At 75.0% G+C, this 18,664-nt stretch carries 14 protein-coding genes; 13 read left to right on the top strand and 1 reads right to left on the bottom strand.

The genetic code is table 11. From position 1 onward, the window contains the following. Genes ACFYW7_RS06115 through cobI form a run of 7 tightly spaced genes read left to right on the top strand, consistent with a single transcriptional unit; the run spans position 1 to position 11,037 of the window. Entirely contained in the window at positions 1–948 is a 948-nt protein-coding gene (locus ACFYW7_RS06115; RefSeq protein WP_389498337.1) for a cobalamin biosynthesis protein, read from the top strand. Beyond that, positions 945–2,492 carry a cobyric acid synthase gene (locus ACFYW7_RS06110; protein WP_389498335.1) on the top strand — a complete coding sequence of 516 codons (1,548 nt, stop codon included), beginning with the start codon at positions 945–947 and terminating at the stop codon, positions 2,490–2,492. The genes ACFYW7_RS06115 and ACFYW7_RS06110 overlap by 4 nt, the downstream gene beginning before the upstream one ends. Further along, the gene (cobN, locus tag ACFYW7_RS06105; RefSeq protein WP_389498333.1) at positions 2,489–6,142 is read left to right on the top strand and encodes a cobaltochelatase subunit CobN; all 3,654 of its coding nucleotides are present in this window, start codon (positions 2,489–2,491) and stop codon (positions 6,140–6,142) included. The genes ACFYW7_RS06110 and cobN overlap by 4 nt, the downstream gene beginning before the upstream one ends. Beyond that, positions 6,139–8,169 carry a putative cobaltochelatase gene (locus ACFYW7_RS06100; RefSeq protein WP_389498331.1) on the top strand — a complete coding sequence of 677 codons (2,031 nt, stop codon included), beginning with the start codon at positions 6,139–6,141 and terminating at the stop codon, positions 8,167–8,169. Before cobN ends, ACFYW7_RS06100 begins: the two co-directional genes overlap by 4 nt. Continuing rightward, entirely contained in the window at positions 8,169–8,768 is a 600-nt protein-coding gene (cobO, locus tag ACFYW7_RS06095; protein WP_389498329.1) for a cob(I)yrinic acid a,c-diamide adenosyltransferase, read from the top strand. Before ACFYW7_RS06100 ends, cobO begins: the two co-directional genes overlap by 1 nt. Further along, positions 8,765–10,291 carry a cobyrinate a,c-diamide synthase gene (locus ACFYW7_RS06090; protein WP_389498327.1) on the top strand — a complete coding sequence of 509 codons (1,527 nt, stop codon included), beginning with the start codon at positions 8,765–8,767 and terminating at the stop codon, positions 10,289–10,291. The genes cobO and ACFYW7_RS06090 overlap by 4 nt, the downstream gene beginning before the upstream one ends. Beyond that, positions 10,288–11,037, top strand: a complete 750-nt coding sequence (gene cobI / locus ACFYW7_RS06085; protein ID WP_389498325.1) for a precorrin-2 C(20)-methyltransferase — start codon at positions 10,288–10,290, stop codon at positions 11,035–11,037. The genes ACFYW7_RS06090 and cobI overlap by 4 nt, the downstream gene beginning before the upstream one ends. A 149-nt stretch (positions 11,038–11,186) precedes the next feature. Here the strand turns inward: cobI and ACFYW7_RS06080 are convergent, their stop codons facing one another. Next, positions 11,187–11,915 carry a ZIP family metal transporter gene (locus tag ACFYW7_RS06080; RefSeq protein WP_389498322.1) on the bottom strand — a complete coding sequence of 243 codons (729 nt, stop codon included), beginning with the start codon at positions 11,913–11,915 and terminating at the stop codon, positions 11,187–11,189. Between the two features lie 109 nt (positions 11,916–12,024). Here ACFYW7_RS06080 and cobM point away from each other — a divergent pair, with 109 nt between their 5' ends. The 6 genes from cobM to cobC all read left to right on the top strand — a co-directional run bounded on the left by cobM (position 12,025) and on the right by cobC (position 18,627). Beyond that, positions 12,025–12,861, top strand: coding sequence for a precorrin-4 C(11)-methyltransferase (gene cobM, locus ACFYW7_RS06075; protein WP_389498318.1), 837 nt, complete (start codon positions 12,025–12,027; stop codon positions 12,859–12,861). Between the two features lie 68 nt (positions 12,862–12,929). Further along, entirely contained in the window at positions 12,930–14,189 is a 1,260-nt protein-coding gene (gene cbiE, locus ACFYW7_RS06070) for a precorrin-6y C5,15-methyltransferase (decarboxylating) subunit CbiE (protein ID WP_389498607.1), read from the top strand. Then, positions 14,186–15,892 carry a precorrin-3B C(17)-methyltransferase gene (gene cobJ, locus ACFYW7_RS06065; protein WP_389498316.1) on the top strand — a complete coding sequence of 569 codons (1,707 nt, stop codon included), beginning with the start codon at positions 14,186–14,188 and terminating at the stop codon, positions 15,890–15,892. The genes cbiE and cobJ overlap by 4 nt, the downstream gene beginning before the upstream one ends. After that, positions 15,889–16,551: a precorrin-8X methylmutase gene (locus ACFYW7_RS06060; RefSeq protein ID WP_389498314.1), complete on the top strand. Its 663-nt coding sequence runs from the start codon at positions 15,889–15,891 to the stop codon at positions 16,549–16,551. Before cobJ ends, ACFYW7_RS06060 begins: the two co-directional genes overlap by 4 nt. Beyond that, complete coding sequence (locus ACFYW7_RS06055; protein WP_389498312.1) at positions 16,548–17,483, top strand: sirohydrochlorin chelatase; 936 nt, start codon at positions 16,548–16,550, stop codon at positions 17,481–17,483. Before ACFYW7_RS06060 ends, ACFYW7_RS06055 begins: the two co-directional genes overlap by 4 nt. Further along, positions 17,473–18,627, top strand: a complete 1,155-nt coding sequence (gene cobC / locus ACFYW7_RS06050) for an Rv2231c family pyridoxal phosphate-dependent protein CobC (RefSeq protein ID WP_389498310.1) — start codon at positions 17,473–17,475, stop codon at positions 18,625–18,627. Before ACFYW7_RS06055 ends, cobC begins: the two co-directional genes overlap by 11 nt. The last annotated feature ends 37 nt before the right edge of the window (positions 18,628–18,664 follow it).

Below are 18,664 nucleotides of genomic sequence, written 5' to 3'. Positions count from 1 at the left end.
GTGCGTGCCGATCGCGTCTTCGCGTACGGCGCCGCCGCCGGCCTTCTCGGCGACCTGCTGCTCGGCGATCCCCGCCGGGGGCATCCGGTCGCCGCGTTCGGGCGGGCCGCCGCATCCGTGGAGCGGACGCTGTGGCGGGACCACCGGGGCTGGGGCGCCCTGCACACGGCCGTCTGCGTGGGCGGTGCCACCGGGCTCGCCGCGCTCGCGAGCCGTTCCGTGCGCGGATCGCGCACCGCGTCCGTCGCCCTGACCGCCGCCACCACCTGGGCCGTCGTCGGAGGGACCTCCCTCGGCCGGGAGGCCCGGGCCGTCGCGGGCGCGCTCGCGGCCGGTGACCTCGAGGTGGCCCGTGAGCGGCTGCCGCATCTGTGCGGGCGCGATCCGCAGGCGCTGGACGCCGACGGTGTCGCGCGCGCGGTCGTCGAGTCCGTCGCCGAGAACACCTCCGACGCCGTGGTCGGCGCTCTGGTCTGGGGCGCCGTCGGCGGTGTGCCCGGACTCGTCGCCTTCCGCGCCGTGAACACGCTCGACGCCATGGTCGGGCACAGGTCCCCCCGCTACCGGCGCTACGGCTGGGCCTCCGCCCGGCTCGACGACGTCGCCGGCTGGCCGGGAGCCCGGCTGACCGCCGCCCTCGCCGCCGCGGCGGGAGGCGACCCACGGGGCGCCGTGCGCGCCTGGCGCGCGGACGCGCACAGACACCCGAGTCCCAACGCCGGTCCCGTGGAGGCCTCGTTCGCCGGAGCGCTCGGCGTGCGGCTCGGCGGCACCCTGTCGTACGGGGGCCGGGTCGAGCACCGGCCCGTGCTCAACACCTCGGGCCGCGCGGTCCGGGTCCAGGACATCGAGCGGGCCGTCCGGCTCTCCCGCCGCGTCGGCTGGCTCGCGCTCGGCGTGGGCGCCGCGGGACGCGTCCTGCTCACCAGGAAGGGACGAACCGCATGAGCGGCGGACTGCTGATCGCCGGGACCACCTCCGACGCGGGCAAGAGCGTCGTGACCGCCGGGATCTGCCGGTGGCTGGTGCGCCGGGGCGTGAAGGTCGCGCCCTTCAAGGCCCAGAACATGTCCCTCAACTCGTTCGTGACGCGCGAGGGCGCCGAGATCGGGCGGGCGCAGGCCATGCAGGCACAGGCCGCCCGGGTGGAGCCGACCGCGCTGATGAATCCCGTGCTGCTCAAGCCCGGCAGCGACCGGAGCAGCCAGGTCGTCCTGATGGGCCGGCCGGTGGGCGAGATGAGCGCCCGCGGGTTCTTCGGGGGGTCCGACGGCCCGGCCCCCGGGGAGCGGCTGCGCGGCGGACGCCAGGAAGCACTCCTCGGCACCGTCCTCGACTGTCTGGCCGAGTTGCGGGGCACGTATGACGCGGTGATCTGTGAAGGGGCCGGCAGCCCGGCCGAGATCAACCTGCGGCGCACCGACATCGTGAACATGGGGGTGGCACGGAACGCGCGGCTTCCCGTGCTCGTCGTCGGCGACATCGACCGGGGCGGGGTGTTCGCCTCGTTCTTCGGGACGGTCGCGCTGCTGTCCCCCGAGGACCAGGCGCTCGTCGCCGGGTTCCTCGTCAACAAGTTCCGGGGGGACGTCAGTCTGCTGGAGCCCGGGCTCGACATGCTGCACGGTCTCACCGGGCGGCGCTCCTACGGCGTCCTGCCCTTCCAGCACGGTCTCGGCATCGACGAGGAGGACGGGCTGCGGGTCTCGCTGCGCGGAGCCGTCCGCGAGTCCGCGGTCTCCTCCCCCGTCGGCGACGACATCCTGCGGGTCGCCGTCTGCGCGGTGCCGCTGATGTCGAACTTCACCGACGTGGACGCGCTGGCCGCCGAACCGGGCGTCGTGGTGCGGTTCGTGGACCGGGCCGAGGAACTGACCGACGCCGATCTGGTCATCGTTCCCGGGACCCGGGGCACGGTGAAGGCACTGAGGTGGCTGCGCGAGCGCGGCCTCGCCGACGCGATCGCGCGCCGGGCCGCCGAAGGACGCCCCGTGCTCGGGATCTGCGGGGGGTTCCAGCTCCTCGGGGAGCGCATCGAGGACGAGGTCGAGTCGCGCGCCGGCCGGGTCGAAGGGCTCGGACTCCTGCCCGTGCGCGTGCGGTTCGCGCGGGAGAAGACGCTGACGCGGCCGGTCGGCGAGGCACTCGGCGAGCACGTCGAGGGGTACGAGATCCATCACGGGGTCGCCGAGGTGACGGGCGGGGACGCCTTCCTGGACGGGTGCCGGGTCGGCGCCGTCTGGGGCACGCACTGGCACGGCTCGCTGGAGTCGGACGGCTTCCGGCGGGCGTTCCTGCGCGAGGTGGCCGCCGCCGCGGGCCGCCGCTTCGTGCCGGCGGCCGACACGTCGTTCGCGGCGCTGCGCGAGGAGCAGCTGGACCGGCTCGGCGATCTGATCGAGGAACACGCGGACACGGACGCGCTGTGGCGGCTCATCGAGTCGGGCGCGCCGCAAGGACTGCCTTTCATTCCACCGGGAGCGCCCGCATGAGCACAGTGTTGTTGTTGTCGACCGCCGACACGGATCTGCTGGCGGCCCGCGCCAGTGGCGTCGGCTACCGGATCGGGAATCCGAACCGGGTGGACGTCGCGGGCGAGCTCCCCGCACTCGTCGAGGGGGCCGACCTCGCCGTCGTCCGGCTGCTCGGCGGCAAGCGCGCCTGGGAGGACGGGCTGGCCTTCCTGAAGGCGTCCGGTGTCCCGACCGTGCTGCTCGGCGGCGAGTCGGTGCCCGACGCCGAGCTGATGGCCGAGTCGTCGGTGCCCGCCGGCGTGGTGGCCGAGGCGCTGCGCTATCTCGTCGAGGGCGGCCCGGCCAACCTGGCCGAGCTGGCCCGGTTCCTCTCGGACACCGTGCTGCTCACGGGCGAGGGCTTCGAACAGCCGCTGAAGACGGCGGAGTTCGGCGTCCGCGGCGAGCGCGCGTTCGTCGAGGGCCGGCCGACCGTCGGCGTGCTCTTCTACCGGGCCCACGAGCTGTCCGGCAACACCGCCTTCGTCGACACGCTGTGCGACGCGATCGAGGCGCGCGGCGCCAACGCGCTGGCCGTGTACTGCGGTTCGCTGCGTGGAGCCGACCCCGGCCTGTACGAGATCCTCGGCCGGGCCGACGCGCTGGTGGCCACCGTCCTCGCGGCGGGCGGCACCCACGCCTCGCAGGCGTCGGCGGGCGGCGACGAGGAGGCCTGGGACATCGGGGCGCTCGCCGACCTGGACGTCCCCGTGCTCCAGGGGCTCTGCCTGACCTCGTCGAAGAGCGCCTGGGAGGCGTCGGACGCGGCCCTGTCCCCCATGGACGCGGCGATGCAGGTCGCGATCCCGGAGTTCGACGGCCGTCTCGTCACGGTGCCGTTCTCGTTCAAGGAGCAGGGGCCGGACGACGTCCCGGTGTACGTCGCCGACCCCGAGCGGGCCGCGCGGGTGGCCGGGATCGCCCTGCGGCACGCCCTGCTGAAGCACAAGCCGAACGCGGAGAAGAAGCTCGGGATCGTCTTCACCGCCTACCCGACCAAGCACTCGCGGGTCGGCAACGCGGTCGGTCTCGACACGCCCGCCTCGGCGGTACGGGTACTCGACGCGCTCCGCGACGCGGGCTACGCCCTCACCGAATACCCCGACAACGGCGACGAGTTGATCCACCGGCTCATCGCGGCCGGCGGTCACGACGTGGAGTGGCTGACCGAGGAGCAGCTCGCCGCCGCCCCGGCGCGGGTGCCGCTCGCCGACTACCGGGCCTGGTTCGACACGCTCGACCCCGGGCTGCGCGCGGGCATGCTGGAGGCCTGGGGCGAGCCGCCGGGCTCCCTCTACGTCGACGGCGACGACATCGTGCTGGCGTGCCTGGAGTTCGGGAACGTCGTCGTGATGATCCAGCCGCCGCGCGGCTTCGGCGAGAACCCGATCGCGATCTACCACGACCCCGACATGCCGCCGTCGCACCACTACATGGCCGCCTACCGCTGGCTGGAGAACAGCTTCGGCGCGGACGCCGTGGTGCACATGGGCAAGCACGGCACGATGGAGTGGCTGCCGGGCAAGGGACTCGGGCTCAGCGGCGGCTGCGCGCCCGACGCCGTCCTCGGTGAACTCCCGCTGATCTACCCGTTCATCGTGAACGACCCCGGTGAGGGCACGCAGGCCAAGCGGCGCGGGCACGCCACCGTCGTCGACCACCTCGTGCCGCCGATGGCGCGCGCCGACACCTACGGGGACCTCGCGAAGCTGGAGCAGCTCCTCGACGAGTACGCGCTCGTGTCCGACCTGGACCCGACGAAGGCCCCGGCGGTCCGCGCGCAGATCTGGACGCTGGTCAAGGCCGCCGAACTCCATCACGACCTGCATGTCGACGACCAGCCGGACGACGGCGACTTCGACGCGTTCGTGATGCACATCGACGGCTATCTGTGTGAGATCAAGGACGTGCAGATCCGCGACGGCCTGCACATCCTGGGCGGGGGTCCGGAGGCCGAGCCGCGGGTGAACCTGGTGCTCGCCGTGCTGCGCGCCTCCCAGGTGTGGGGCGGCGCGGCGAACGCGCTGCCCGGTCTGCGCGCCGCCATCGCCGAGCATTTCGGCCTGGTGGAGAAGGAGTTGCTCGCCGAGCCGGGCGCCCCGGTGAAGGTGCCCGTCGAGCTGACGGACCTCGTGGCGGGCCCGTCCCGCACGGCGGCCGACGCGATCGACCTGCTGGAGCAGCTGTGCCGCCGGGCGGCCCTGGGCATGGAGGAGCGCGGCTGGGACACGGCCACCGTCCCGGCGCTCGTGCGCGATGTCCTCGGAACCGAACTCCCGGACGCCGTCGCGGTGCTGGAGTTCGCCTGCCGGGAGGTCGTCCCGCGGCTCGCCCGGACGACGGACGAGATCGGGCACATCCTCAAGGCCCTGAACGGCGGTTACGTCCCCGCGGGCCCGTCGGGTTCGCCCACGCGCGGGCTCGTCAACGTCCTGCCGACCGGCCGCAACTTCTACTCGGTCGACCCCAAGGCCATCCCGTCCCGGCTCAGTTGGGAGGTCGGGCAGTCCCTCGCGGACTCCCTGGTGCAGCGTTACCTCCAGGACACCGGCGCCTATCCGACGTCCGTCGGACTGACGGTCTGGGGCACGTCCGCGATGCGCACCCAGGGCGACGACATCGCGGAGATCCTCGCGCTGCTGGGCTGCCGTCCGGTGTGGGACGACGCCTCCCGGCGCGTCACCGGTTTCGAGGTCGTCCCGCTCGACGAGCTGGGCCGCCCGCGCATCGACGTCACGGTCCGCATCTCGGGCTTCTTCCGGGACGCGTTCCCGCACGTCGTCGGCCTCCTCGACGACGCGGTGCGCACGGTCGCCGACCTCGACGAGCCCGCCGACCGCAACTACGTGCGCAGGCACGCCGACGAGGACACCGCCGAGCACGGCGACCGGCGGCGCGCGACCGCCCGTATCTTCGGCTCGAAGCCGGGCGCGTACGGCGCGGGTCTGCTGCCGCTGATCGACGCCCGGAACTGGCGCTCGGACGCCGACCTCGCCGAGGTGTACGCGGTGTGGGGCGGCTACGCCTACGGGCGCGGGCTCGACGGGCGGGCCGCCCGGGGGGACATGGAGACGGCGTTCAGGCGGATCGCCGTGGCCGCGAAGAACATCGACACCCGCGAGCACGACCTCGTCGACGCGGACGACTACTTCCAGTACCACGGCGGCATGGTCGCGATGGTGCGGCATCTGACGGGCGCGAGTCCCGAGGCGTACGTCGGCGACTCGGCGACTCCGGACCAGGTGAAGACCCGCACGCTCGGCGAGGAGACGCACCGCGTCTTCCGGGCCCGGGTGGTCAACCCCCGCTGGATGGCGGCGATGCGCCGGCACGGCTACAAGGGCGCCTTCGAGATGGCGGCGACCGTCGACTACCTCTTCGGGTACGACGCCACGGCCGGGGTCGTGGACGACTGGATGTACGAGAAGCTCAGCGCGGAGTACGTCTTCGACGCGGAGAACCAGGACTTCATGAAGAAGTCCAACCCGTGGGCGCTGCGCGGCATCACCGAGCGGCTCCTGGAAGCCGCCGACCGCGGGCTGTGGGCCGAGCCGGACGCGGAGACGCTGGAGCGGCTGCGCGCCACCTATCTGGAGCTCGAAGGCGACTTGGAGGGCGACGACCAGTGAGTACCCCGTTCCCGTTCACGGCGGTGGTCGGCCAGGACGACCTGCGGCTCGCGCTGCTGCTGAACGCCGTCTCGCCCGCCGTGGGCGGTGTCCTGGTGCGTGGCGAGAAGGGCACCGCCAAGTCGACGGCCGTACGCGCCCTTTCGGCGCTCCTGCCGGCCGTCGACGTGGTCACCGGCTGCCGCTTCTCGTGCGATCCCGCGAAGCCCGACCCGGCCTGCCCGGACGGGCCGCACGAAGCGGGGGCGTCCGAGTCCCGGCCCGCCCGCATGGTCGAGCTGCCCGTCGGAGCGTCCGAGGACCGGCTGGTGGGCGCGCTCGACATCGAGCGGGCCCTCGCGGAGGGCGTGAAGGCCTTCGAACCGGGCCTGCTCGCCGACGCCCACCGCGGGATCCTGTACGTCGACGAGGTCAACCTCCTGCACGACCACCTGGTCGACCTGCTGCTCGACGCGGCCGCGATGGGCGCCTCGTACGTGGAGCGCGAGGGCGTCTCCGTGCGGCACGCGGCGCGGTTCCTGCTCGTCGGGACCATGAACCCCGAAGAGGGGGAGCTGCGACCGCAGTTGCTCGACCGGTTCGGTCTGACCGTCGAGGTCGCCGCCTCCCGCGAGCCCGACCAGCGGGTCGAGGTCGTGCGGCGCAGGCTCGCCCACGACGACGATCCGGCGGCCTTCGCGGCGCGCTGGGCCGACGAGGAGACCGCCGTGCGGGCCCGGATCGTGGCGGCCCGCGCGCTGCTGCCCTCCGTGCGGCTCGGGGACGGTCCGCTGCGGCAGATCGCGGCGACGTGCGCGGCCTTCGAGGTGGACGGCATGCGCGCCGACATCGTGATGGCCCGGACCGCGACCGCGCTCGCCGCGTGGGCGGGACGCACCGAGGTGATCGCCGAGGACGTACGCCAGGCCGCGCTGCTCGCGCTGCCGCACCGGAGGCGGCGCAACCCGTTCGACGCGCCCGGACTCGACGAGGACAAGCTCGACGAGACGCTGGAGGAGTTCGCGGACTCGGACGACCCGTCCGGCGAGGGTCCCGCCGACGACGATCCGGAGCCGGACGGTCCCGGCGGAGGCGGCCGACCGCCGCAGGACGGGCCGGACGCGGGCACCCCCGCCGGTGACGTCCCGGCGCAGGGCGAGCCCTCCGAGGACGGGACGGCGCCCGCCGGGCAGGGCGGCGAGCAGACTCCCGTGCGGGCCGCCGAGCCCTTCCGCACGAAGGCGCTGAGTGTTCCCGGGCTCGGTGAGGGCGCGGCCGGACGGCGTTCGCGCGCCCGGACCGAGCACGGCCGCACGACCGGTTCCCGGCGGCCCCGGGGGACGCTGACCAAGCTGCACCTGGCGGCGACCGTCCAGGCCGCCGCCCCGCACCAGCTGGCGCGCGGGCGGTCCGGCCGCGGTCTCGTCGTCCGGCGGGACGATCTGCGGCAGGCGACGCGCGAGGGCCGTGAGGGCAACCTCGTCCTCTTCGTCGTGGACGCCTCCGGGTCGATGGCGGCGCGGCAGCGGATGGGCGCGGTCAAGGGCGCCGTGCTGTCGCTGCTGCTCGACGCGTACCAGCGGCGGGACAAGGTGGGGCTGGTGACGTTCCGCGGGTCGTCCGCGGAGGTCGCGCTGCCGCCCACGTCCTCGGTGGACGCCGCCGCGGCCCGGCTGGAGTCGCTGCCGACGGGCGGCCGTACGCCGCTCGCGGCCGGCCTGCTGCGGGCCCACGAGGTGCTGCGGGTGGAGCGGCTGCGGGACGCCGCCCGGCGCCCGCTGGTCGTCGTCGTCACCGACGGGCGCGCCACGGGCGGGGCCGAGCCGGTCGCGACGGCGGGGCACGCGGCACGGCTGTTCGCGGCCGACTCGGTCGCCTCGGTGGTCGTGGACTGCGAGTCGGGGCCGGTGCGGCTCGGGCTCGCGGGGCGGCTCGCGGGCGAACTGGGCGCGACCGCGGTGACGTTGGACGAGCTGCGGGCGGATTCCATCGCCGGTCTCGTCCGGGATGTACAGGGTGTGCAGGGGACTTCGAGGAGGGCCGCGTAGTGCCGCAGGGACAGCCGAGTGTCGTACCGGACGACGGGCTGACGACCCGGCAGCGTCGTAACCGGCCGCTGGTCGTCGTGCACACCGGGATCGGCAAGGGCAAGTCCACCGCCGCGTTCGGGCTCGCGCTGCGCGCCTGGAACCAGGGGTGGCCCATCGGGGTGTTCCAGTTCGTCAAGTCGGCGAAGTGGAAGGTCGGCGAGGAGAACGCGCTGCGCGTGCTCGGCGCCTCCGGCGAGGGCGGGAGCGTCGACTGGCACAAGATGGGCGAGGGCTGGTCCTGGGTCCAGCGCGACGCGCAGATGGACAACGAGGAGAAGGCCCGCGAGGGCTGGGAGCAGGTCAAGCGCGACCTGGCCGCCGAGACGTACAAGCTGTACGTGCTCGACGAGTTCGCGTACCCGATGCACTGGGGATGGATCGACACCGACGAGGTCGTGGCGGTGCTGCGGGACCGGCCCGGCACCCAGCACGTCGTGATCACCGGGCGCAACGCCCCGGAGAAGCTGGTGGAGTTGGCCGATCTGGTGACCGACATGTCCAAGGTCAAGCATCCGATGGACGCCGGCCAGAAGGGCCAGAGGGGCATCGAGTGGTGACCTCCTCCGTTCCCCGGCTGGTGATCGCCGCGCCCTCCTCGGGCAGCGGCAAGACGACCGTCGCCACGGGGCTGATGGCCGCCTTCGCCGCGCGGGGGCTCGCCGTGTCCCCGCACAAGGTGGGGCCGGACTACATCGACCCCGGGTACCACGCGCTCGCCACCGGGCGGACCGGACGCAATCTCGACGCGTACCTGTGCGGCACGGAGTTGATCGGGCCGCTGTTCGCGCACGGCGCGCGCGGCTGCGATCTCGCGGTCGTCGAAGGGGTGATGGGCCTCTACGACGGGGCCGCCGGGGAGGGGGAACTCGCCTCCACGGCGCAGGTGGCGAAACTGCTGCGGGCGCCGGTGGTCCTGGTCGTCGACGCGTCCTCGCAGTCGCGGTCCGTGGCCGCGCTGGTGCACGGGTTCGCCTCCTGGGATCCCGAGGTGCGGGTCGCGGGAGTGATCCTCAACAAGGTGGGGTCCGAGCGTCACGAGGCCATGCTCCGCGAGGCGCTGGACGCGTCCGGGGTGCCGGTGCTCGGCGTGCTGCGGCGGACCGCGCGGGTGGACACGCCGTCCCGGCACCTGGGGCTCGTGCCGGTCGCCGAGCGGCGCTCGGACGCGGTCGCGGCGGTCGCCGCGATGGCCGCGCAGGTGAGCGCCGGGTGTGATCTGGACGCGCTGTTCGCGCTGGCCCGCGGGGCGGGCGCCCTGTCGGGTCCGGCCTGGGACGCGGCCGAGGCGGTGCGCTCCCTGGGCGTGACCGGGGCGGACCGCGCGCCCGGCGGGGCGGAGACCGCTCACGCGCACGGCGTCGAAGCGATGCGCTCCTCGCCCGCGCCCGTGCCCTCCCCCGGCGCTCCCGTCCCCGCGCCCGTGGGCGGCCCCGCGGGGCCCGGGCCGGGCGGTCCGCGGGGCCGGACTCCCGCCGGTGCGCGGCGGATCGCGGTGGCCGGAGGCCCCGCCTTCACCTTCTCCTACGCCGAGCACGCCGAGCTGCTCACCGCCGCCGGGGCCGAGGTCGTCACCTTCGATCCGCTCCGGGACGAGCAACTGCCCGAGGGAACGGGCGGATTGGTCATCGGCGGCGGGTTCCCCGAGGTGTACGCGCCCGAGTTGTCCGCCAACGAACCGCTGCGCAAGGCCGTCGCCGAGCTGGCGTTCGGCGGGGCGCCCGTGGCGGCCGAGTGCGCCGGGCTGCTGTACCTGGCGCGGGAGCTCGACGGACGGCCCATGTGCGGGGTGATCGACGCCGTGGCCCGGATGGACGAGCGGCTCACCCTCGGCTACCGGGACGCGGTGGCCGTCGGCGACAGCGTGCTCGCCGCGGCCGGGACCCGGATGCGCGGGCACGAGTTCCACCGGACCGTCGTGGAGCCCGGCTCCGGTGCGGCTCCGGCCTGGGGGATCCGCGCGCCCGAGCGGCGCGTGGAGGGTTTCGTCCAGCACGGGGTGCACGCGAGTTATCTGCATACGCACTGGGCGTCCCAGCCCGGTGTGGCCCGTCGGTTCGTGGAGAGGTGCCTGACGTCATGAGCAGCAAGCTGATCGGGGTCGGGGTGGGCCCCGGCGATCCGGAGCTGGTGACCGTCAAGGGCGTCAACGCCCTGCGCGCCGCGGACGTCGTCGTCGTCCCCGTCATGGCCGCGCCGGACGGGGAGGACGGCGGTGAGCGGGGGCGGGCCGAGGCGACGGTCCTGCACTACGTGCCCGTCGAGAAGGTCGTACGGGTCGTGTTCGCGCTGAACGAGCGCAGCGACCGGGGGCGGCGCGAGGCCGCCTGGGACGCGGCCGGCGCACGGGTCGCGGACCTTCTCGGCCGCCACGCCACGGTCGCCTTCGCCACCATCGGCGACCCCAACGTGTACTCGACCTTCACCTATCTCGCCCACACCGTCGGGGAGCTCGTCCCGGGCACGGTCGTCGAGACCGTGCCCGGGATCACCGCCATGCAGGACCTCGCCGCGCGGTCGGGGGCCGTTCTCACCGAGGGGACCGAGCCGCTCACCCTCGTCCCGGTGACCGCGGGAGCGGCCGTGCTCAAGGACGCCCTGAACGGGCCCGGCACGGTCGTCGCGTACAAGTTCGGGCGGCAGGCCGCGGAGGTGGCCGAGGCGCTGCGGGACAGCGGGCGGATCGACGGCGCCGTGTGGGGGTCCGCGCTGGGTCTGGAGGACGAGTCGATCCGTCCGGCGGCCGAGCTCGGCGGGGCGCCGCTCCCCTACCTGTCGACGCTCATCGCGCCCGCGCCCCGCGACGGAGAACGCGGCGGGAAACTGTGACCGCCGCCCGTCCGGCGCACCCGCCGCACGCCGCGCACCCGCCCCGTCCGGCGCGCGCGGCGGCGCCCACCGGCCCCTCCCGCGCCCGGGCCCGCGCGGGGCGGGCTCCGGCCCTCCCGCGCCCGGCACTTGGCGCGGACGGCACCGGCTCAGCCCGCGAGGCCCACCACCAGCCAGATGAAGAGCACGCCCGCGACCGTGCACAGCAGGGTCGAGCGGGCGGGGTGCTCGTGGTGTGCCTCGGGGAGGATCTCGGCGGCGGCGAGGTAGAGGAGCGCGCCGCCGAACAGGCCGAGGTAGCCGCCGAGCAGCTGCTCGGGGATGGTGAAGAAGAGGGTGGTCGCGGCGCCGACCATGGGCGCCGCCGCGTCCGCGTACAGCATGAGCAGGGCCTTGCGCCGGGCGTTCCCGTACAGGCTCGTGATCGTGTACGTGTTGAAGCCGTCCGCGAAGTCGTGGGCGATCACCGCGAGGGACACCGCGAGGCCCATGCCGCCGCCGACCTGGAAGGCGGCGCCGATCGCGACGCCGTCCATCGCGCTGTGGCCGACCATCGCTCCGGCCGCCGTGAGGCCGACCTCGGGCGCGCGTCCGTCGTGCTCCTCGCCGCCGTGCGCGGCCTGGCGGTGGGCGAGCAGCCGTTCCACCAGATGGGCCAGCAGGAAGCCGGCCACGAAGAGGAGCAGCGCGGCCGGTACGCCGAACACCTCGGTGCCCGCCGCGGCCAGTGCCTCCGGCAGCAGATCGAGGCCGACCACGCCCAGCATCAGGCCGCCGGCCAGGCCGAGGACCAGATGGCGGCGGTCGGTCACGCGCTGCGCCGTCCAGCCGCCGGCCAGCGTCATCAGGAACGCGCCGAGCGCGACGAGGACCGCCATAGGCCCTTGCTATCCGATCAACCCCCGTTCGCGCACCCGGGGCGACGGCCCCGCGCCCACCGCGTTCCTTCGCGGCACCCGAGTTTTTCGTAGGAGAGGACCGATTCCCATGGCCGATGCCCCCACCGGCAAGGTGACCTTCGTCGGCGCCGGCCCCGGCGCCGCCGACCTGCTGACGTTCCGCGCCGCCCGCGCCATCGCCGACGCCGACATCGTGATCTGGGCGGCGAGCCTGGTGCAGGCCGAGGTCCTCGACCACGCTCGCGAGGGCGCCGAGATCCTCGACTCCGCGACGATGTCGCTGGAGGACGTCGTCGCCGTGTACGGGCGGGCCCGTGCCGAGGGCCTGCGGGTGGCGCGGATCCACTCCGGCGACCCGGCCCTGTGGGGCGGTACGCAGGAACAGGTCGACCGGTGCGCCGACCTCGGCATCGAGACGGAGATCGTGCCGGGCGTCTCGTCCTTCTCGGCGGTGGCCGCGATCGCGCAGCGCGAGCTGACGATCCCCGAGGTCGCGCAGTCCGTGATCCTCACCCGGCTCGGCGGCGGCAAGACGCCGATGCCGCCCGGGGAGGACGTACGGGAGTTCGCGCGGCACGGCACCACGATGGCGCTGTTCCTGTCGGCGGCCCGCAGCGGCCAGCTCGTGCGGGAACTGCTGGAGGGCGGCTACCCGACGAGCACGCCGGTCGTGGTCGCCCACCAGGCGACCTGGCCCGAGGAGCTGATCGTGCGGTGCACGATCAGCACGCTGGAGGAGACCGTCAAGGAGCACAAGCTCTGGAAGCACACCCTCTTCCTGGTCGGCCCCGCGCTGGACGCGAGCGGCACCCGCTCGCACCTCTACCACCCCGGGCACTTCCACGGCTTCCGCAAGGCCGACCCGGAGGCGCGCGCCGAGCTGCGTGCCGCGCGCCGGGCCGGTGCGCGGGGTCCGGCGTCGTGAGCGTGCGCGTCGTCGGCCCGGAGGGCGCCGCCGAGGGAGCGTCCGCCGTCGCGGCGGACCGCTCGGTGCTGGTCACCGTCGTCGGTACGGGCACGGGGGCGCCGCTGTCACCGGAGGCCGGGGCCGCGCTGGCGGGCGCCGGACTCGTCGTGGGCGGCGGGCGGCATCTGGCGGCGGCCCGGCTGCCCGAGCGGGCCGAGCGGCTGGTGCTCGGACCGCTGGCCCCGGCCCTCGACCGTATCGAGCGGTACACGGCCGCCGGGGCGCCCGGCGGCCCCGTCGTGGTGCTCGCCTCGGGCGACCCCGGGTTCTTCGGGATCGTCCGGGCGCTGGCCGAGCGGTTCGGGGCGGAGCGGCTGGACGTCCGGCCCGGTGTCTCGTCCGTGGCGACCGCCTTCGCCCGGCTCGGGCTGCCCTGGGACGACGCGGTGGTGGTCAGCGCGCACGGGCGTGCGTTGCGTACGGCCGTCCAGGTCTGCCGGTCGCGGCCCAAGGTGGCCGTGCTGACCGGTCCGGGTTCCGGGCCCGCCGAGCTGGGGGCCGCCCTGGCCCGCCACGACGCGGAACGCGTCCTCGTCGTGGCGAGCGCCCTGGGCGATCCGGGGGGCGAGCGCGTCGAGCGGGTCACGCCCGCCGAGGCTGCGGGCCGGGACTGGGGTGCGGCGGTCAGTGTCGTCCTGTGCCTGGACGAGTCGCGGGCCCTCGCTCCCGTGCGGACCGTCGCCGGGCCGCTTCCCGGGCCCGACCGATGGGCCCTGGAGGAGAGCGAGTTCGCCCACCGCGACTCGATGATCAGCAAGTTCGAGGTGCGGGCGCTGGCGCTGGCCCGGATCGGACCGCGGCTCGGCGAGCTGGTGTGGGACGTCGGCGCGGGCTCCGGTTCCGTCGCCGTCGAGTGCGCGCGGTTCGGCGCGGCGGTGACCGCGGTCGAGAAGACCTCGGACGGCTGCGACCGTATCCGCGCCAACGCCGCCGCGCACGGTGTGGACGTGCGGGTCGTGCGGGGGGCCGCGCCCGCGGTGCTGTCCGGACTGGACGATCCGGACGCGGTGTTCGTCGGGGGCGGCGGACGTGAACTGCCCGAGATCGTCTCGGTGTGCGCGCGCCGGGCCCGGCGGGCCGTGGTGATCGCGATGGCCTCGCTCGACCGGGTGCCGGCCGCCCGGGACGCGCTCACCGCCGCCGGATTCACCTGCGACGGCGTCCTGTTGCAGTCCTCGCGGCTCGCCCCGCTGCCCGGTGACGTGTCCCGGCTCGCGGCGACCAATCCCGTCTTCGTGCTGTGGGGCGTCCGGCCTCCGGCCCGTACCGAAGGAGTTCCCCAGTGATCGGCCTGATTTCCGCGACGGCGGCGGGCGCGACGGCCCGCGACCGGCTGGCCGCCGCGTGGTCCACGCGTGCCCGGGTGTACGACGGGCCCGTGGCGGACGCCGTGCGGCGGGCCTTCGCGGAGTGCGACCAGTTGGTGTGCTTCCTCGCCACGGGCGCGGTCGTACGGCTCGTGGCGCCGCTGCTCGTCGACAAGGGGTCGGACCCCGGGGTGGTGTGCGTCGACGAGGCGGGCCGGTTCGCCGTGTCGCTGGTCGGCGGCCACGCGGGCGGGGCGAACGAACTCGCCCGAGAGGTGGGCGAGTTGCTCGGCGCCGAGCCGGTGGTGACGACGGCGACCGACGCGGTGGGGATGCCCGGCCTCGACACGCTGGGTCTCCCGGTGGAAGGCGATGTCGCCGGGGTCTCGCGGGCCGTGCTGGACGGCGAACCGGTGGTGCTGGAGCGGGAGTCGGGCTGGCCGCTGCCCGCGCTGCCGCCGAACGTGGGGAGCCCCGCGGGGGAGGGCGCGGCCGTCCTTCGTGTCTCCGACCGGGCCGGGGAACCCGCCGCGCGCGAGGTCGTCCTGCGTCCGCCGTCCCTGGTCGTCGGTGTCGGCGCCTCCCGGGGGGCACCGGTGGAGGAGGTCCTCGGGCTCGTCGAGGACGCGCTGCGGGAGGCCGGACTGTCCGTCGGGTCGCTCGCCGAACTCGCCACCGTCGACGCCAAGTCCGGGGAGCCCGGGATCGTCGGGGCCGCCGCGCGGCTCGGGGTCCCGGTCGTCACGTACTCCGCCGGACGGTTGGCGGCGGTGACCGTCCCGAACCCGTCCGACGCGCCGCTGGCCGCCGTCGGCACCCCGTCGGTGGCCGAGGCCGCCGCGCTGGCCGGCGGGGGTGAACTCCTCGTCCCCAAGCGGAAGTCGGTACGGGCGGACGGGCTGCCCGCGATGGCGACCTGCGCGGTGGTGCGCCGCCCGGCCCGCGGGCGGCTCGCGGTCGTGGGCCTCGGTCCCGGAGCCCGCGACCTGCTCACCCCGCGCGCGACGGCGGAGCTGCGGCGGGCCGCGGTGCTCGTCGGGCTCGACCAGTACGTCGACCAGATCCGCGACCTGCTGCGGCCCGGCACCCTGATCCTGGAGTCGGGGCTCGGCGCCGAGGAGGAGCGGGCCCGCACGGCGGTGGCCGAGGCGCGCCGCGGGCAGGCCGTCGCGCTGATCGGCAGCGGCGACGCGGGCGTGTACGCGATGGCGTCGCCCGCGCTGGCCGAGGCGTCGGACGACATCGACGTCGTCGGGGTGCCCGGCGTGACGGCGGCGCTCGCGGCCGGGGCGATCCTGGGCGCGCCGCTCGGCCACGACCATGTGTCGATCAGCCTGTCCGACCTGCACACGCCGTGGGAGGTCATCGAGCGCCGGGTCCGCGCGGCGGCCGAGGCGGACATCGTCGTGACCTTCTACAACCCGCGCAGCCGGGGCCGGGACTGGCAGCTGCCCAAGGCGCTCGCGGTCCTCGCGGAGCACCGGGAGCCGGCGACGCCGGTCGGGGTGGTGCGCAACGCCTCCCGCCCGGACGAGTCGAGCCGGGTCACGACGCTGGGGTCCCTGGACCCGGGGATCGTCGACATGATGACCGTGGTGACCGTAGGCAACACGGCGACCCGTGAGATCGCCGGGCGCATGGTGACGCCGCGCGGCTACCGCTGGCAGGAGGAGGCCAAGTGAGCCGGACGAGCCAGGTGTTCCCGGGGAAGCGGGTCGTGCACCCGATCGAGCAGGAGTCCTTCCGGCGGCTGCGGGCCCGCCTGGACACCTCCCCCTTCCCGCCGCTGACGCGCGCGGTGGTGGAGCGGGTGATCCACTCCGCCGCCGACCTGGAGTACGCGGACGACCTCGTGACCGACGAGGAGTCCCTGCGGCGGGGGCACGCGGCGCTGCACGCCGGGGCGCCCGTCGTGGTGGACGTCGAGATGGTCGCGGCGGGCATCACGCGCCGCGACACGGTCTGCCGCCTCAAGGACGCCGTGTCGGGTCCCGGTCTGACGCGTTCGGCGCACGCGGTGCGGCTCGCGTTCGAGCAGGTCGGGCCGGGCGCCCTGTGGGTGATCGGCTGCGCGCCCACCGCCCTGGAGGAGTTGCTGCGGCTGGACGCCGCTCCGGCGCTCGTCATCGGTCTGCCGGTGGGTTTCGTCGGCGCGGCCGAGTCCAAGGCCGCGCTCCGCGAGAGCGGCCTGCCCGCCGTCAGCAACGTGTCCGAGAAGGGCGGTTCGGCGGTCGCGGCCGCCGCGCTCAACGCCCTGCTGTACCACCCGACCCCCGTTCCCGAGGCCGCCCGGGCCTCGACCACCACTGAGGCCTCATCGGCCGCCAAGGAGACATCGTGACCACCCCGCCCCCCGCGCTGCTCGTCGCCGGACACGGCACCCGGGACGACGCCGGCGCCGAGGCCTTCCGTTCCTTCGTGAGGGAGTTGGGGCGCCGCCATCCCGAACTGCCCGTCGCCGGAGGGTTCATCGAACTGTCGCCGCCACCGCTGGGCGACGCCGTGGCCGAACTCGTCGAGCGGGGGGTACGGCGTTTCGCCGCCGTCCCGCTGATGCTGGTGTCCGCCGGGCACGCCAAGGGCGACATCCCGGCGGCGCTGACCCGCGAGAAGGAGCGGCACCCCGGGATCTCGTACACGTACGGACGTCCGCTGGGCCCGCATCCCTCGCTGCTCGCCGTGCTGGAGCGGCGGCTGGACGAGGCGCTCGGCGGCGGTCCCCTGACGCCCGAGGAGCGGGCCGAGGTGACGGTGCTGCTCGTGGGCCGCGGTTCCACGGACCCGGACGCCAACGCCGAGGTGTACAAGGCGGCCCGGCTGCTGTGGGAGGGCCGGGGGTACGCGGGCGTCGAGACGGCGTTCGTGTCCCTGGCGGCGCCGGACGTGCCGTCCGGACTCGACCGCTGCGTCCGGCTGGGCGCGCGCCGGATCGTCGTCCTGCCCTACTTCCTGTTCACCGGCATCCTCCCGGAGCGGGTGCGGCAGCAGACGGAGGACTGGGCCGGGGCGCATCCCGGGGTCGAGGTGGGTTCCGCCGACGTCATCGGTCCCGAGCCCGAGCTGCTCGACCTGGTCATGGAGCGCTACCGGGAGGCCGTGCAGGGCGACCTGCGGATGAACTGCGACTCCTGCGTCTACCGGATCGCGCTGCCCGGCTTCGAGGACAAGGTGGGGCTCCCCCAGGAGCCGCACTTCCATCCGGACGACGACGGCCACCACCACGGACACGGTCACCACCATCACGGGGGACACACCCGCTCCCATGCGAGCTGACGAGACCGCCGCGGGCGGACACGATCTGCGGCACCACGGGGACGCCGAGGTGCGCGACGACGGTTCCACACTCACCGATCTCGCCGTGAACGTGCGCGCGGACACCCCGCCCGCGTGGCTGCTGGACCGGATCTCCGCGTCGCTGCCGTCCCTCGCGGCCTACCCGGACGGGCGGGCCGCGCGGGCGGCGGTGGCGGCGCGGCACGGGCTGCCCGTGGAGCGGGTGCTGCTCACGGCGGGCGCGGCCGAGGCCTTCGTGCTGCTCGCGCGGGCCCTGCGGGTACGCCGGCCGGTCGTCGTGCATCCGCAGTTCACGGAGCCGGAGGCCGCGCTGGCGGACGCCGGTCACACGGTGGGCCGCGTCCTGCTGCGCGAGGAGGACGGCTTCCGGCTCGACACGGCCGACGTCCCCGAGGACGCCGACCTCGTGGTGATCGGCAACCCGACCAATCCGACGTCGGTGCTGCATCCGGCGGAGGCCGTCGCCGCGCTGGCCCGCCCCGGGCGGGTGCTGGTGGTCGACGAGGCGTTCATGGACGCGGTGCCGGGCGAACGCGAGGCCCTGGCCGGGCGGACGGACGTGCCCGGCCTGGTCGTGCTGCGCAGTCTCACGAAGACGTGGGGTCTCGCGGGGCTGCGCATCGGCTACGTGCTCGCCGATCCCGAAACGATCGCCGAACTGGAGCGGGCCCAGCCGCTCTGGCCCGTCGCCACACCCGCGCTGGCGGCGGCCGAGGCCTGTGTGTCCTCGCGGGCGCTCGCCGAGGCGGCGCACGCGGCGCACCGGATCGCCACGGACCGGGCTCATCTGGTGGCGGGGCTGCGGGAGTTCGCCTGCTCCGACGGACTGAGCGTGGTGGAGCCGGCGGAGGGGCCGTTCGTCCTGATCCGGCTGCCGCGGGCCGCCGGTGTGCGCCGGGCCCTTCGCGATCTCGGGTTCGCGGTGCGGCGCGGGGACACGTTCCCCGGGCTCGGCGCGGACTGGCTGCGGGTCGCGGTGCGGGACCGGGTGACGGTCAACCGCTTCCTCCAGGCGCTGGACCGGGCGATGACCGTGAGCGGGGCCGGCGGCGGGGCGGGAGTCGTCCCGCCGCCTCCCCCGTCCGGCCCGTCCCCGGAGCCCCGGACCTCCGCCACGACCTGAACGGCGGTGTCCTCGGACGCCGGAGGGGCTGAGCGTC

It is taken from the genome of Streptomyces sp. NPDC002580 (assembly GCF_042889485.1).
Lineage (GTDB): Bacteria > Actinomycetota > Actinomycetes > Streptomycetales > Streptomycetaceae > Streptomyces.
Note: the sequence above shows the minus strand (reverse complement) of the source record. Positions and strands in the feature narration are given on the sequence as shown.